Raw genomic sequence first — 16,283 nt, forward strand, 5'->3', positions numbered from 1 at the left:
TGTCTACAGAACTCTGGCCGGTCCAAATCGCGGGCGCTGTAGGTACCGTAACCGGTGGGATTGGAGGGCGGTTGGCAACCCAAGCGGCAAAAGGAACCATTACTGCAGCACGCGCGACCATTCAGACTGCGAAGGCTGGGGGGGCTGCTGCAACTCTTGGGTCTGGAGCAAAGGATGTCGCGAATGGTGAATCACCAAACGGAGCGAAAATGGCATTATCCGGTGCAATTGGAGCGGTCGCATCGGGTGCAGGTGCTCGCATAGGACTGACTAGTGTTGCGAACCTTGAGCGTGCAGCCCTCTCCTCTGCGCCAGGTGGGCCCAGCATTGCATCAACAACGCAATCAGCATTGCGTACCGGAGAGGTTTCAACCACCGCTGGACAAGCCGCTGCGCAGGTAGGAGTTGATGTGGCATCAGGTGCGGCTGACAAGGCGGCGGAGGTGCAGATGCAACGATGGCAAAAGAAATGAAGTGGCATCTTTTGGTTCGCGCAGAGATACACATTGCCGCTTGGGCGCTGTTCCCTGCGGCTATGTACTACTTTGCTCGCGACGCTGAAACGGCATTGTTGGTCTTTCTTGCTTGCTTCTTAGTTCCCCAACCGTTTTTACTATTTGCCGTTCGAAAACGAAGATAGTTCGGAGTAAGACTGGATAACGGAACCTAAGTGGCGGCTACTGATGCTCCGATTGGAAGCTTGATTAAGCCCTCGGGCCATCGCATCTCAGGTGGGTTTGGTAGTGGAATTGCCTCAATGTGCACCCCCAAACTCCGCCTCGATCTGCTCCAGCGTCCGCCCCTTGGTCTCCGGCAGCAGGAATGCCGCCACCAGGAAGTACAGCACGGTGCAGGCAGCCCAGAAGAAGAACATGCTGGCGTAGCCGTAGTGGCCGACGGTGGGCAGGAAGATCGCCGCGATGGTGGTGGAGACGAACTGGTTGATCAGCAGGGCGATGCTCATGCCGTTGGAGCGGATGCGGGTGGGCATGAGTTCCGACAGCGCCAGCCACACGCACACGCCGGGGCCGACCGCGAAGAAGGCCACGAACACCAGGATGCAGGCGGCGACCGCCCAGCCGTGTGCCGGCGACGGTACCGCGCCGAGGCTGGCACGCTCGATCACCAGCGGCGCGTGTGCCGCTTCGGCCGGATCCGGGAACGGATTCAGGTGCAGCCGGCGGAAGAAGGCTCCGATGACGCTGTCGGCCTGCACGGTCTGGTCGCGGCGCAGGACCACCTCGGGCGCGCCGGGCGCATCGCTGCGCAGCGATCGCACGTTGCTGAAACCTCCGTAGGCGTAGGCGATGGTCAGCTGCTGCGGTCCGGTCGCGCCGTCCACACCGAGGCGGCGCCATTGCGCGGCGTCCAGTTCCAGCTTCAGCGCATCGCCGGCAATCTGCGATTGCAGCACCGGCGAGACATCGCGCTGGCCGCCTTCGGCGCGGACGAACAGCAAGGCGGCGGCCAGCAGCGCCACCGCGATGCCGCCGCTGCCGAGCATCAGCAGGAACTTGCGTCCCTTGCGATCCACCAGCACCAGCGCCACCACCGTCATCACCGCGTTGAGCACCTTGATCGCCACGTCGGCGCCGTTGGCGACCGCGCCGGGCAGACCGGCCTGGTTGAGAATGTTGACCGCGTAGGCCAGCACGGAGTTGATGCCGGTGGCCTGGGTGAAGGCGAGCACCGCGCAGGCCAGCAGGAATGGCCACACATAGCGACGGCTGAGCAGGCGGTCGCGCGCCTGCGGGCCGCCGGCGTCTTCCGGCGCCTGCATCCGTGCCAGTGTCATCTCGACCTCGCTGGCGGGAACGGTCCGGCACAGCGCGTCGCGTGCGCGTTGGATCCGTCCACGCCGTACCAGCCAGCGCGGCGATTCGCTCAGCAGCAGCACGCCGGCGGTGAACACCAGGCCAGGCAGCAGGCAGCTCCAGAAAATCGTCCGCCACGCGTGATCCTTCGCGGCGAACAGCACGCGTTGCTGTTCGGCGGCGGCCAGTCCGCTTACCGAGGCTTCCGCCGCATCCACCGCGTGTGCGTGGTACAGGCCGATGACCGCCGCCAGCACCAGGCCGATGGTCAGCAGCAGCTGGAACATCGCCGCGCCGCGCCCGCGCCGTTCCGGCGCGAGCACTTCGGCCAGGTACAGCGGCACCACCACGCCGATCAGGCCGCCGCTCACGCCTTGCAGCAACCGGCCGAGCAGCAGTGGTGTATAGCCGGAGGCCAGCGCCATGATCGGAATGCTGAGGGTGAACAGCAGGCCGGCCAGGAACATCGCGCCGCGCCGGCCGATCAGATCCGCGATGGCGCCGGCGAACAGCGACGAAAGCACGCTGCCCAGCAGTACCGCCGCCACCACGAAGCCGAGCTGCTGGCTGGTGAGATGCCAGCTGATCGTGGCCGTGGCCTCCAGGTACGGCAACGCGCCGGCGATGATGCCGATGTCGATGCCATAGAGCAGGCCGCCCATGCCGGCGATGAACAGCAGGTAGCGCACCTGCCAGCGCGGAGAGGCGTCATGTGCAGGTGCGGCCAGGGTGGCGGAGGGATCGTTCATTCGGATGCCGGTCCTGTCGATTCATGCGCGCAAGGCGCGGGAAACACCGGCACGGGCGTACCGGTGCGGAGAACGAAAGCGGATCAGCCCAGCGGAATCGCGTCGCCTTCGACGAACACCTGCCGCACCTGAAGTTGCGGATCCAGGACCACCAGATCCGCCCACGCACCGGCCTGCACGCGGCCGCGATCGATCAGGCCCAGGTAGTCGGCCGGATAACGCGAGAGGCGGTTGGAGGCATCGGCGACATCGAGTCCCAGCGAGACCAGGTTGCGCAGCGCCTGATCCATGGTCAGCGCGCTGCCGGCCAGCGAACCGGCCGCCAGCCGCACGCAACCCAGGCACTTGAACACGCGCTGCGAACCCAGCGCGTATTCGCCATCGGGCATGCCGGTGGCGGCGGTGGCGTCGGTGACGCAGTACAGGCGTGGAATCGCCCGCAGTGCAGTGCGGATCGCACCGGGATGCACGTGCTTCAGGTCCGGAATCAGTTCCGCGTACTCGGCATGCGCGAGCGCGGCGGTGGCGATGCCCGGATGATAGTGGTCCACGCCGGTCATGCCGTTGAACAGATGGGTGAAACCGGCGGCGCCGGCCCGCAGCGCGGCCACGCCGTCCTCGTAGCTGCCGGCGCTGTGGCCCAGCTGCACGCGGATGCCGAGTTGGTTGAGCTGCGGAATCAGCGCCTGGTGCGCGCCGATTTCCGGTGCGAGGGTCAGTACCCGGATGGGCGCCAGCGTGTGCAGGCGGCGGACCTGGTCGAGCGTTGCCTCGACCACCAGCGGCGGCTGCGCGCCCAGCCGCTCGATGCTGATGTAGGGGCCTTCCAGGTGCACGCCCAGCACCCGCGCCATGCCTTCGTCGCGCTTGGCGATGGCCGGCGCGAGGCCTTCCAGCGCCTGCGCGATGTCGTCCTCGTGCGCGGTCATGGTGGTGCCCAGCAGCGCGGTGGTGCCGTGGCGCGCATGCGCGCGGGCCACGGTGCGCGCGGCGTCGCCGCCCTGCATGATGTCCACGCCGTCGCCGCCGTGCACGTGCAGGTCGACGAAGCCGGGCAGGATCAGCGGCTCGTCGCCGTCGCCTTCGCCGGCATCCGGCGCGGGATGGAGCGCACGCACGCGCTGGTCGAACTCGATGGTTCCGCGCATCCAGCCGTCGGCGGTGAGGATGCGGCCCTGCAACGCGCGTGTCGCGGTCATGGCGGTGGTGGCTCGGCGATGATCACTTCGATGCCCAGTCGCTGCAGTCCTTCGCGGTACTCGGCGCTGATGCCTTCGTCGGTGATGATGGTGTGGATCTGATCCAGGCGGGCGATGCGATGCAGGCTGACCCGGCCGAACTTGGAGGCGTCGGTCAGCACCACGATGCGGCGTGCACGCTCGACCATGCGATGGTTGAGGCTGGCTTCGGCCTCGTGGTGGGTGGTCAGGCCGAATTGCAGGTCCAGGCCGTCCACGCCGAGGAACACGGTATCGAAGCTGTAGGTGTTGAGGCTGGCCTCGGCCTGGCTGCCGTGCAGCGACAGCGACTGCTTGCGCAGCAATCCGCCGGTCAGCAGCAGTTCCACGCCAGGCGCGTTGGCCAGTTCCCAGGCGATGTTCAGGCCGTTGGTCATCACGGTGACGTCGCGATGATCGCGCAGGTGCCGCGCCAGGGTCATCGTGGTCGAGCCGGAGTCGATGATGATGTTGTCGCCGGGCTTGACCAGGCGCGCGGCGTGCGTGCCGATGGACTCCTTCAGCGGATGGTTGAGCGCGTCCTTCTCGTGGATGTCCTGCTCGGTCGGCGGTGTGCGCACCAGGGTGGCGCCGCCGTGGTTGCGGGTGGCCAGGCCCTGCGATTCGATGTGGGTCAGGTCGGCGCGGATGGTCACCGACGACACCTCGAAGCGATCCACCAGATCCGCGACCTGCACGTTGCCGTGCTGGACCAGCAGCTGGAGGATCTGTTGCCGGCGTTGGCGGGTATTGCGCATGACGGACCTGTGGACGTTCGGAAGCGGAACCGGAAGCTTACCGTTCCGAAAGCGCGCTGGCTGCGGAAGTTTCGTTTCCGGACCGCGAACCCGCCTGGTTGCGGGCACAGGCACGGGCGTACTCGCCCAGCCGCAGGGCGATCCGGTGCTGGATCAGCGCCAGCGGATCGGCGGTGAGGGTGCCGGCTTCGATGGCGCGCTGCTGTTCGGGCAGGAACTGGCTGAGCAGGATCATCGGCGGCGCGTGCCGGCGCAGGTTGGCAACCAGGCGATCCACCGCCACCCTTACCTCCGGCTCGCCCCAGTAGTAGCGGCAGCGATCGCTGAGCGCGTAGCGGCGCAGCAGGCGCAGTTCGGCCGGGTCGCCGCTGTAGTGGTTCTGCCAATGCTTCGGCTTCTCCACCATGCAGCGATCCAGCACCTCGGGCAGATGCGAGCGTTCGGCTTCCGGCAGCAGTTCGTCCTCGATCGCCGCCAGCGCGAACAACGCCTCGCGATAGGCGAAGGTGGCGGCCGGGCCGACCTTGAGGATGGCGAAGTGATCCCGTACCAGCGCATGCAGCGCGGCTTCGGTCTGGTAGTCGGTGGAGTGCGCCTCGAACACGATGCGCGGCTGGGTCTGGACGAAATCCGACAATGCGGTGGCGGCGACCGGGTCGTAGCCATGCACCTGGCTGTGATCGAAATCCACGCCCGGCTGCACCACCATCGCGATGACCCGTTCCCAGGCCGGGGTCAGTTCCGGCGTGGAAAATGCCTGGCGATGGATTTCCAGCGTGCGCGCGGCGGCGGCCGGCGTGGTGACCGCCAGACCGCCTTCCAGCGAAGCCTCGCCGCCGGGCACCGGCACTTCCGTGCCGATCACGTAGACCGGCGTCGGCAGCCCGGCGTCGGCGGCGGCGCGCTCGGCGATGACGGCCAGTTCGGCCGAGCGCGCGGCGACGATTTCGTCCGGCAGCGGATGCGGATCGCCGGCGCAGGACATGCTGCAGTCCAGATGGATCTTGTGGAAACCGGCGGCAACGTAGGCGGCGATCAGATCGCGCGCGTGCGCCATCGCCTGTTCGGCCGGGAGCTTCTGCCAGGCGTTGGGCCCCAGGTGATCGCCGCCGAGGATCAGGCGATCGGCGGGAAAGCCCTGCTGGCGTGCCAGCGTTTCGACATAGGCGCGGAACTGCACCGGATTCATGCCGGTGTAGCCGCCGAACTGATCAACCTGGTTGGAGGTGGCTTCGACCAGCAGCACCGTGTCGTACCGCCGCGCGACCTGCATCGACGCCAGCAATACCTGCTCGTTGCTGGAGCAGATGCTGTACAGGCCGACGTTTTCGCCTTTGCGATGCGCGGCAATCAGGGATTGGACAGCGGACACGGAACAGCCTCCGGGAAATATCAGGAAATCGGGTGGTGCTGGCGCGCCAGCAGCGCCGCGCCGCGCGCGCCGCCGGCATCGCCGAACACCGGCGGCAGGATCGGTGGCACCCGCACGCCGGTGAACAGATGGGCGGCGATCGCCGCCGGCAGTTCGCGGTACAGACGCTCGTCCTTGGACAGGCCGCCGCCCAGCACGATGACGTGCGGGTCGATGGCCAGGATCAGGCTGGCCAGCGCGTGGCCGAGCAGATCCCGGTGCACGTCGAGCGCCTGCGCGGCTAGCGCGTCACCCTGGCCCGCGCGCGCGATGATGGTCGCGGCATCGCCGTCGCCACCGAGGTGGCGATGGATCATCGCCAGCCCACCGCCGGAGACGTAGCGCTCCACGCAGCCGCGCAGGCCGCAGGCGCAATCGATCACCGGCAGGCCGTGTTTCGCCAGCAGGTGTGCGGCGACGCTCCAGTGACCCCATTCGCCGGCGATGCCGTTGTAGCCATCGATCAGCCGGCCTTGCACGCAATAACCGCCGCCTGCGCCGGTGCCGAGGATGGCGCCGAACATGCTGGGCTGGCCATCGGCCGCGCCGCCATGGGCCTCGGACAGGGCGAAGCATTGCAGGTCGTTGCCGAAGTGCAGCGGCTGCGCGATTCGCGCCTGCAGATCGCGGCCAACGGTCTGGCCGCTCAGCGCCGGCACGTTGGCGCTGAGCTGGCGGCCGCTGGCGCGATCGACCACGCCGGGCAGACCGATGCCGATCGCCTGCGCCGGCTGGCCGAGTTCCGTCCCGACTTCGCCAATCAGGCTGGCGACGGCGTGCAGGAAGGCCGGATAGTCGCGCGTGGGCGTGTCGATGCGGCGGCGGTGCAACACCTGCAGGCGCGCATCGCAGGCAACCAGTTCGATCTTGGTACCGCCGATGTCGATGCCGTAGTAGTGCTGCATGGCCAGCTCCGGATCAGCCGTGAGCGTGGATGACCACGCCCTGCACGACACGGTTGACCGTGCCGTCGGGGAAGGGGTTGTCGGGGGTCAGGCCGAGCGCGGCCGACCGGCGCAATGCGTAGCGCTGCGCCAGGGTCAGCCATACCGGCGCCAGCCAGGGATCCGGCAGCGACGGCACCGCGAGCGGGAAATCGTCCGCCGCGCCGTCCTCCGCGCGTGGACCGACCGACAGCACGCGTCCGGCCACGCCGTCGCGACGCAGTTCGTCCAGCAGATCCTGTTCGTAGCGGCGGGCCACCGGCTGCGCGCTGCGCATCATGACCACCAGCGTGTCGGCGTCCAGCGTCGATTTCGGTCCGTGGCGGAAACCGAGCGGCGTATTGGCCAGCGCCAGCACGCGGCCCGCGGTCAGTTCCAGTACTTTCAGCGCCGCTTCGCGGGCGAGTGCTTCCAGCGGGCCGCTGCCCAGGTAGATCACGCGCGAGAAGGCGCCGTCACCGGCCAGCGCGGTGACCGCGCGTTCCCAGTCGGCGAGCGCGCGCCGGCCCAGCGCGGCCACCGTGTGCAGTTGTTCCAGGCGTTGCTCCCAGGGAGCACGATCGAACACCGCCAGCGCCGCCAGTTGCATGCAGGTCAGGCTGCTGGTCATCGCGAACGCGCGATCGCAGCTGGCCGGCGGCATCAGCAGGGTCAGCGTGTCGTCGCGGCCACGTCCGCGGCGCGCGAGTTCGCCTTCGCTGTTGCAGGTGATGTCGAGGAAACGGCTCAGGGCCACGCGTTCGCGCACCAGATCCACGGCGGCGATGCTTTCCGGACTGGAACCGCTGCGGCCGAACGACACCAGCAGGGTGGGGCGTTCGCGTTCCAGGTACAGATCCGGATGGGTCAGCAGATTGGTCGTATGCAGTGCGCGCACGTCGGCGGGCCACTGCGCGTTGATGATGTCGGCGACCATTTCGGCGATGAAACCGGAACTGCCGGCGCCGGTGAAGATCACGCGATGGCCGGGTTGGCGCAGCCAGTCGCCGAGGAACGCATCGATGGCGGCCTGCCGGTCGGCCAGGGCTTTCGCCAGCGCATCCCACAACGCGGGTTGCTGGGCGATTTCTTCGGCGGTGTGGTGTCCGCCGAGGGGCTGCCAGGCGGACAAGTCGGAAAGCAGAGGAGCGTCCATTCATCGTTCCTGTTGGGCATGCGCACGATCTGCGTTTTCTTTCGAAATGTCAAATATCGAAAGATATTGGAAAGTTAGATGTGGCTAGCATTTTTCCACTTTCGGGATCGAAATCGCCCTACGGGTGCGATCGGAGATTGTCCTGTTAAGCGTCTTGAAGGGGTTGTGGCGAAAATGAATAGCGGGTTCTGAAAGTATTGCTTCGCAACAACTTTCGATATCCAGTAAATATCCTTCTTTTTTCTTTGCAATTTGTTGACATATTTCGAGACGCTGCCCTAGAGTCGGCCGCAATGGTTTCGTACTCCCGCTCACGCGGGCCTGGGGAGCAAGTTGGAAACCCACGTTTGGCATCGCTGCAACCGCTTCGTCGCCCTCGCCTTGCTGGCGTTCGCCGCGAGTGCGCCCGCCTTTGCCGAAAACGTCGGCAACGTGCGCACCCTGCAGGCCGCGCCGGCGCGTGATGGCACGCCCGGCTGGGATATCACCACCGACAGCGGCGCACGGGTACGCGTGGACCTGCTGCGTGCCGACACCCTGCGCGTGCAGGCCGGCCGCCAGGGCAAGCTGACGCCCGCCGGCGACAAGGCCGCGCCGATCGTGTTGCCGCAACCGGCGGGCAAGGTCGATTTCGCTTTCGAGGAGGACGCGCAGGAAGCGCGCATCCGCACCGGCGAGCTGGTGCTGCGTATCCAGCGCCAGCCGCTGCGCCTGTCGCTTGGGCGCGTGGCCGGCGATCAGGTCACGCCGCTGTGGCGCGAGTTGCAGCCGCTGGATCTGGACGCGCAGCAGAGCGTGCAGGTGCTGTCCAGCGAGGCAGGCGAACACTTCTACGGCGGCGGGCAACAGAACGGCCGCTTCGAGTTCAAGGGTCGCGAACTGGAAATCGCCTACTCCGGTGGCTGGGAGGAAGGCGATCGCCCGAGTCCCGCGCCGATGCTGTTGAGCTCGCGCGGCTGGGGCATGCTGCGCAATACCTGGAGCGACGGCAATTACGATCTGCGCCAACCGGACCAGGCCACCCTGCTGCACCGCGAGGACCGTTTCGATGCCTACTACTTTGTCGGCGCCGGCCTGCACGAACTGCTGGATCGCTACACCGCGCTGACCGGTCGTCCCGGATTGCTGCCGCGCTGGGCGCTCTCCTACGGCGACGCCGATTGCTACAACGACGGCGACAACAGGAAGAAACCCGGTACCGTGCCCGAAGGCTGGAGCGATGGCCCGACCGGCACCACGCCGGACGTGATCGACAGCGTCGCCCGCAAATACCGCGAGCACGACATGCCCGGCGGCTGGATCCTGCCCAACGATGGCTACGGCTGCGGCTACACCGATCTGCCCAAGGTCGTGCAGGGCCTGGCGCGCTACGGCTTCCGGACCGGGCTGTGGACCGAGAACGGTGTCGACAAGATTGCATGGGAAGTCGGCAAGGCCGGCAGCCGCGTGCAGAAGCTGGACGTCGCCTGGACCGGCAAGGGCTACCAGTTCGCGATGGACGCCAACCAGTCCGCCTACAACGGCATCCTGGACAACTCCGACTCGCGCCCGTTCCTGTGGACGGTGATGGGGTGGGCCGGCATCCAGCGCTATGCGGTGGCCTGGACCGGCGACCAGAGCGCCAGCTGGGACTACATCCGCTGGCACATCCCGACCCTGATCGGTTCCGGCCTGTCGGGCATGGCCTACGCCACCGGCGATGTGGACGCGATCTTCGGCGGCAGCGCCGAGACGTACACCCGCGATCTGCAATGGAAGAGCTTCACCCCGGTGCTGATGGGCATGTCCGGCTGGTCGTCGGGCGCGCGCAAGCACCCGTGGTGGTTCGACGAGCCGTACCGCAGCATCAATCGCGACTACCTCAAGCTGAAGATGCGCCTGACCCCGTACATGTACGGGCTGGCGCGCGACGCGGAAACCACCGGCGCGCCGATCGTGCGCGGCCTGATGTGGGATTACCCGGCCGATCCGCAAGCGTGGACCGAGGCGCACAAGTACCAGTTCCTGCTCGGCCGCGAACTGCTGGTCGCGCCGGTCTACCGCAGCCAGGCCGCCAGCCGCGGCTGGCGCCGCGACATCCACCTGCCACAGGGCCGCTGGATCGACTACTGGGATGGCCGCCAACTGCAAGCCGACGCGAACGGCCGACGCATCGATCGCCAGGTGGAACTGGCGACCCTGCCGCTGTTCGTGCGCGCCGGCGCGATCCTGCCGATGTATCCGGAGATGCTGTACGACGGCGAGAAGCCGCTGGACGAACTGACCCTGGATCTGTATCCGCAGGGCGAGTCGAGCTACACCTTGTACGAGGACGACGGCAACACCCGCCGCTACTCCAAGGGCGAGTTCAGCGAACAGGCCATCCGCATGCGCGCGCCCGCGCAGGGCAGCGGCGAGGTGCGCGTCGAAATCGATCCGGTGCGTGGCCAGTACGCCGGCCAGCTGCCGCAGCGCCGCTATGCGCTGCGCGTGCTGAGCCGGACGAAGCCGAACGCGGTGGAACTGGACGGCCGCGCGCTGCCGCCACTTGCCGATCGCGCCGCCTTCGACGCCGGCGCCGAAGGTTGGTACTTCGATGCGAAGGAGCGCCGCGGCACCGTGCATGTGCGTAGCGCGCCCACCGACATCCGCCGCGCGCTGGCGTTCCGGCTGGACATCCCGGTCGCCGCGACGCCGGCCGACGATGCCTTCCCGGCCGCGCCGGAACTGGGCCGCGCGTTGCCGGCCGACAGCCTGCTGGTGGTCAATCGTCCCGCCGAGGAACCCGGGCATCCGCTTGAGAACGCCTTCGACGACGATCCGGCTACCTGGTTCCGCACCGTGCGCAACCAGGCCGTGCGCACCGGCGCGCACGAGTGGACGCTCGGTTTCGGCGAACGCCGCCTGATCGACGGCATCGAACTGGCGCCGCGTACCGACCAGCACTGGAAACACGGCCAGGTGCGCGACTACGAAATCTACCTGGCCGACAGCAACGGCGAATGGGGTGAGCCGATCGCGCGTGGCCGCCTGAAGCTGGAACAGGGCACGCAGACGATCAGTTTCGCGCCGCGCGCCGGCCGCCTGCTGCGTTTCCGCGTGCTGAGCACGCAGAATCCCGACGGTGACGGCGCCGCCGGCAGCGATCCGATGGTGACGGCGGCGCAGGCCGGCACCGCGCGCGCATTCGATGCCTTGCAGCCGCGCGAGGTCGGGCCGATCACCCTGTCCACCTTCCGCGTGCTCGAACACCAGGATGCCGAGCGTCCGGCGCAGCAGCGTTATCTGTCCGAACTCGAATCGCCGGCCGGCGCCGCGCGGGATCGCGCCTTCGGCGGCCAGGCCGAGATGCGCATGAACGGTCTGCATTTCCGCCGCGGCCTGGGCGTGGGTGCGGAAAGCCGCATCGATATCGAACTGAAAGGCGGCTGGCGCCTGCTGCGCGCCGACCTCGGCATCGACGACAGCTGCCGCGAGGCCGGCGGCATGCAGTTCCAGGTCTGGGGTGACGATCGCCTGCTGTACGACAGCGGGATGGTGCGCGCGCCGGGCGTGGTCAAACCCGAACTCGACATCCGCGGCCTGCACCGCCTGAGCCTGCGCACCCTCGGCGCGCAGGGCGCGCGGCCGGCGCAGGTCTGCGGCAACTGGGCCAATGCTGTCCTGATGGGACAGGAGGGCGATACCGCCACCATTTCCCCGCCATAACCCGCTCCACAAAAAAGTTTCACGTCGTCTCCCCCGCCTAGTGACTGCGGCCCGTTGGCCGTGGCCCGGGACCGCTGTTGCCTCACGCAAGCCCATCCACCACAGCAGCGCCGCGCGCTGCACCCCCGAAACGAGGAGAGAACCCGATGTCGTCCGCAAGCCGCCGCCAACGCTGTATATCCATCACGCCACTGGCCTTCGCGCTGGGCACGGCGCTCGCCATGACCGGCACGGTCGCGGCGCAGACCGTCGAGACGCCGAAGGAAGACGGCAAGGCCACCGAACTGGCCCGCATCGAGGTCACCGGTTCCAACATCAAGCGCACCGACGTCGAGACCGCTTCGCCGGTGCAGATCATCAGCCGCCAGGACATCGAGAACATGGGTGCGCGCACCCTGTTGCAGGTGCTGGACAACCTGCCGGCCGCGCGCCCGGCGCAGCAGGACTTCAAGTCGCTGTTTACCGGCTCGGACGGCGCATCGCAGGCCAATCTGCGCGGCATGGGCGCGCAGGGCACGCTGGTACTGCTCAATGGCCGCCGCCTGTCGTACTACGGCGCGCCGGCGGGTTTCCAGACCCAGTTCGTCAACATCGACGCGATTCCCGCCGCGGCGATCGAGCGGATGGAAGTGCTGACCGACGGCGCCTCGGCCGTGTACGGCACCGATGCAATCGCCGGCGTGATCAACGTCATCACCAAGAAGTCCTACCAGGGCCTCGAGGTCAACCTGACCACCGACAGCTCCTCCCGCATCACCAGCTATGGCGAACACCAGGCCAGCATCACCGGCGGCTTCGGCAACCTCGACGAGGATCGCTACAACGTCTACGCCTCGCTGAACCTGTATCGGCGCGACCCGATCCCGCTGAGCGACTGGTACGACAAGAAGCCCGGCCAGTACTACGTCAATAATCCGAACTACATCAACAATTTCCGCCTGGGTACCGGCAGTGCGCCGGGCACGTTCAATCCCGGCAGCTACTTCGCCTTCGATCCGGTCACCGGCCGGCGCGTGCAGGAAGCCGCACCGGGTTGCCAGAACGTGGTCGTCGAGGCCGCCGGTCCCCGTTGCATCTGGCAGACCTGGATGAACAACGAGATTGACGCGGGCGCGAAGTCCGAGCGCATCACCGCCTACGTCAATGCCCACTTCCTGATCGGCGAAACCACCGAGGCCTTCGCCGAGGCGACCTACACCGACATCGATCTGCGCGCCAACGGCGGCACGCCGCGTGCATTCGGCACCACCACCGGCAATCCGACCAGCTGGTTCGCCCGCAATACCGGCACCAACGTCAACCAGTTCTTCTACCCCTACCTGGGCCCGAACAACGTCTACAACCACGCCAGTCCCGAACTGCGCGCGCTGATGGGCGGCGTGGTCGGCCTGCAGTACCTGATGCAGGACGTGGGCAAGAACCACTTCGGCCAGCGCAACACCGACAAGAGCTACCGAGGCCTGGCCGGCCTGCGCGGCAGCTTTGGTGACTGGAACTGGGAAACCGCGTTCGCCACCGCCGGCACGCATTCGGTCACCTACCAGACCGTCAACGTCAACCTGGACGGTTTCGCCCGGGCGTTCGGTCCGTTCACCGTCGATCCGGGCACCGGCCGCGTGATCATCTCGGACAATCCCGCCTACCGGTTCGGCGAGATCAGCGAGGCCAACGCGAAGCTGCTGCGCGAGGCCTACCCGACCTTCGACATCCAGTCCTGGACCCGCCTGCACACCCTGGACGGCAAGGTCGAAGGCCCGCTGTTCAACCTGCCCGCCGGCGAAGTACGCGCGGCCTTCGGCTTCAACGTCAGCCGCGAGACCTTCTATACGCCGGGCAATACGGATGCGGCCAACGGCAAGATCACCCAGCAGGGCGGTTCGTGGTTCGACGGCAAGCGCACCACCAGCGCGCTGTTCGCCGAAGTCGTGGCCCCGCTCACCGAGAAGCTGGAACTGGATGCGGCGCTGCGCGTGGACAAGTACCCGAACTTCGACGCCAACATCGCGCCGAAGATCGGCCTGAAGTACCAGGCGCTGCCGACGGTGATGCTGCGCGGCACCTACTCGGAAGGCTTCCGCGCACCGAGCCTGGCTGAAGCCGGCACCGGCGGCGTGTTCGCCCAGCTGGGCGGATTCGAGGACGACATCCGCTGCGACGAGACCAACGCGATCGCCAACCTGCTGTTGCAGTCGAATCGCCCGGGCGACGTCGATCTCGGCAATTCGCTGCTCAACGCCGACTGCAGCCGCACCGTGGCGCGCATGACCCAGCCGAACCAGAACCTGCAGCCGGAGAAAGCCAAGATCGCCACACTGGGCGTGGTGCTGGAGCCGTTCGACTGGCTGTCGGTGTCGGCCGACTACTGGTTCATCTACCGCCGCAACCAGATCGCCGCGCCGGACTACAGCAAGGAAACCGACATCGTGTCGATGACCCGCAATCCGATCACCGATAGCGACCGCGCCGCGGAAGCCGCGGTGGCGGCGATGTGCGCGGATCCGGCCAGCGGAGTGACCTGCCCGGGCACGCTGCCCACCTACAGCGTGGGCAACGTGGCCAGCGTGGTAGGCCAGTACAAGAACCAGGGCCGCACCCTGATCGATGGTTTCGATGTCGATGCGCGCGGTCATTTCCCGCTGGGCCAGTGGGGCGAGCTGAATGTCGGCGTGGCCGCGACCATCGCGCGCCGCAACGAGGCGTATCTGGACGATGAAACCCGCTGGTACTACGGCAACACGATCGGCTACTACGGCAACCCGCGTCTTCGCGCCACCTTGAATGCCGACTGGACCTACGGCGAGGTGACCACCAGCTTCTTCGTCAACTACGTCGGCAAGACCAAGTGGGCATGGGACCGGGTCGATGCGCAGGACAACTCGCCGGAAACCTGCACCGCCGGATCGCTGCCGGTGGATCCGGACAACTGCAATGGCGTGCCGGCCTGGTGGACCGCCAACCTGGGCCTGTCCTGGCGTCCGGATGACCACTGGCACGCCGGCTTCACCATCAAGAACCTGTTCAACCGGATGCCGTTCTACGATCCGAACAGCTTCCTGGGTGATTCCAGCGACTATGCCAGCATCTTCGGCCGCAGCTACAGCTTTACCGTAGGCTACAAGTTCTGACGAAACAAACGCGCCGGTCCGCCGGCGCCCTGTCACAGGGAGTCCCACTGCAAATGAAACGTAGAGAGTTCATCCTCGCGGGAGCCGCGCTCGGCGCGGCCACCCTGCTGCCGAGCACGCCGGCCTGGGCCAGCAAGCGCAAGATCCGGCTGGGCATGATCGGCACCGGCATGCGCGGCCAGGTCCTGCTGAAGGAGCTGCTGCGCCGCGAGGACGTGGAAGTGGCCGCGCTGTGCGACATCGAGCCGATCATGCTCAAGCAGGCGCTGGACATGGCCGCCAAGGCGGGCAAGCCGGCGCCGAAGGCATACGGACAGGACGGCGACACGCATGCCTACCGTCGCCTGCTCCAGCAGCGCGGCCTGGACGGCGTGATCATCGCCACGCCGTGGGAATGGCACGCACCGATGGCGATCGAGGCGATGGAAGCCAAGGTGGCGGTCGGCTGCGAAGTCGTCGCCGGCATCACCCTGCAGGATCACTGGGACGTGCTGGCCGCGCAGCAGCGCACCGGCACGCCCTACATGCTGCTGGAAAACGTGTGCTACCGCCGCGATGTGATGGCGGCGCTGCAGATGGTGCGGGCCGGCCTGTTCGGCGAACTGGTCCACCTGCAGGGCGGCTACCAGCACGATCTGCGCGCGGTGAAATTCAACTCCGGCAATCCGGCCGAACCCTATGGCAGCGGCGTGGAATTCGGTCCCAAGGGCTGGTCGGAGGCACGCTGGCGCACCGAGCATTCGGTCCGCCGCAACGGCGAGCTGTATCCCAGCCATGGTATCGGCCCGTGCGCCATGTACACCGGCATCAACCGCGGCAACCGCTTCACCCACATCAACAGTTTCGCCACCAAGGCGCGTGGCCTGCACGAGTACACCGTGGCCAAGAGCGGCGGCACGACCCATCCCAGCACGCAGGCGAAATTCAAGCTCGGCGACGTGGTCACCACCACCCTGGCCTGCGAGAACGGCGAGACCATCCTCCTCCAGCACGACACCTCGCTGCCGCGTCCGTACTCGCTGGGGTTCCGCGTGCAGGGCACCAGGGGCCTGTGGATGGATCTCAACCAGTCCATCCACATCGAGGGCCGCAGTCCGGGGCACAAGTGGGAACCGTTCCAGGCCTACCAGGACGAGTTCGACCATCCGTTGTGGCGCAAGTACGCGCAGGATGCGGAAGGTGCCGGCCACGGCGGCATGGACTACTTCGTCATCCACGCCTTCGTCGAGGCGGTGAAGGCCGAGGCGCCGATGCCGATCGACATCTACGACGCGCTTGCCTGGAGCGCGATCACGCCGTTGTCGGAGCAGTCCATCGCCGAAGGCTTCAAGACCCTGGAATTCCCGGATTTCACCCAGGGCCTGTGGAAGTCCCGCAAGCCGATCTTCGCCTTCGACGCGAAGTATTGATGTAGAGCCGAGCTCGCTCGGCTCCCCGGGAAAG

The 16,283-nt window shown here is 67.1% G+C and carries 9 protein-coding genes; 3 read left to right on the top strand and 6 right to left on the bottom strand.

The features are described from left to right. Positions 1-754: 754 nt before the first annotated feature. From IQ458_RS05975 to IQ458_RS06000, 6 genes are all read right to left on the bottom strand, one after another. Positions 755-2,563: an MFS transporter gene (locus tag IQ458_RS05975; RefSeq protein WP_203322215.1), complete on the bottom strand. Its 1,809-nt coding sequence runs from the start codon at positions 2,561-2,563 to the stop codon at positions 755-757. An 83-nt stretch (positions 2,564-2,646) separates the two neighbouring features. Further along, positions 2,647-3,762: an N-acetylglucosamine-6-phosphate deacetylase gene (gene nagA / locus IQ458_RS05980; protein WP_203322216.1), complete on the bottom strand. Its 1,116-nt coding sequence runs from the start codon at positions 3,760-3,762 to the stop codon at positions 2,647-2,649. Next, positions 3,759-4,538, bottom strand: coding sequence for a DeoR family transcriptional regulator (locus IQ458_RS05985; RefSeq protein WP_183640106.1), 780 nt, complete (start codon positions 4,536-4,538; stop codon positions 3,759-3,761). Before IQ458_RS05985 ends, nagA begins: the two co-directional genes overlap by 4 nt. A 37-nt stretch (positions 4,539-4,575) precedes the next feature. After that, positions 4,576-5,910 carry a D-tagatose-bisphosphate aldolase, class II, non-catalytic subunit gene (locus tag IQ458_RS05990; protein ID WP_203322217.1) on the bottom strand — a complete coding sequence of 445 codons (1,335 nt, stop codon included), beginning with the start codon at positions 5,908-5,910 and terminating at the stop codon, positions 4,576-4,578. Between the two features lie 20 nt (positions 5,911-5,930). After that, a complete protein-coding gene (locus tag IQ458_RS05995) occupies positions 5,931-6,854 on the bottom strand; it encodes an ROK family protein (RefSeq protein ID WP_192198184.1) in 924 nt (307 codons plus the stop codon). A gap of 13 nt (positions 6,855-6,867) precedes the next feature. Beyond that, entirely contained in the window at positions 6,868-8,028 is a 1,161-nt protein-coding gene (locus IQ458_RS06000) for an SIS domain-containing protein (RefSeq protein WP_203322218.1), read from the bottom strand. 381 nt (positions 8,029-8,409) lie between these two features. On the opposite strand from IQ458_RS06000, the gene IQ458_RS06005 reads away from it, so the two are divergent. From IQ458_RS06005 to IQ458_RS06015, 3 genes are all read left to right on the top strand, one after another. Further along, positions 8,410-11,715, top strand: coding sequence for a TIM-barrel domain-containing protein (locus IQ458_RS06005; protein ID WP_203322303.1), 3,306 nt, complete (start codon positions 8,410-8,412; stop codon positions 11,713-11,715). Positions 11,716-11,936: 221 nt separating this feature from the next. Beyond that, positions 11,937-14,840: a TonB-dependent receptor plug domain-containing protein gene (locus IQ458_RS06010; protein ID WP_328805103.1), complete on the top strand. Its 2,904-nt coding sequence runs from the start codon at positions 11,937-11,939 to the stop codon at positions 14,838-14,840. A 53-nt stretch (positions 14,841-14,893) separates the two neighbouring features. Beyond that, positions 14,894-16,249, top strand: a complete 1,356-nt coding sequence (locus IQ458_RS06015) for a Gfo/Idh/MocA family protein (RefSeq protein WP_183640118.1) — start codon at positions 14,894-14,896, stop codon at positions 16,247-16,249. Positions 16,250-16,283 lie beyond the last annotated feature (34 nt).

Source organism: Pseudoxanthomonas beigongshangi, from assembly GCF_016820515.1.
GTDB lineage: Bacteria > Pseudomonadota > Gammaproteobacteria > Xanthomonadales > Xanthomonadaceae > Pseudoxanthomonas_A > Pseudoxanthomonas_A beigongshangi.

Coding starts and splice junctions, on each gene's coding strand:
- IQ458_RS06000 (WP_203322218.1), bottom strand. CDS start 8,028: ATGGACGCTCCTCTGCTTTCCGACTTGTCCGCCTGGCAGCCCCTCGGC.
- IQ458_RS05995 (WP_192198184.1), bottom strand. CDS start 6,854: ATGCAGCACTACTACGGCATCGACATCGGCGGTACCAAGATCGAACTG.
- nagA (WP_203322216.1), bottom strand. CDS start 3,762: ATGACCGCGACACGCGCGTTGCAGGGCCGCATCCTCACCGCCGACGGC.
- IQ458_RS05985 (WP_183640106.1), bottom strand. CDS start 4,538: ATGCGCAATACCCGCCAACGCCGGCAACAGATCCTCCAGCTGCTGGTC.
- IQ458_RS06015 (WP_183640118.1), top strand. CDS start 14,894: ATGAAACGTAGAGAGTTCATCCTCGCGGGAGCCGCGCTCGGCGCGGCC.
- IQ458_RS06010 (WP_328805103.1), top strand. CDS start 11,937: ATGACCGGCACGGTCGCGGCGCAGACCGTCGAGACGCCGAAGGAAGAC.
- IQ458_RS05975 (WP_203322215.1), bottom strand. CDS start 2,563: ATGAACGATCCCTCCGCCACCCTGGCCGCACCTGCACATGACGCCTCT.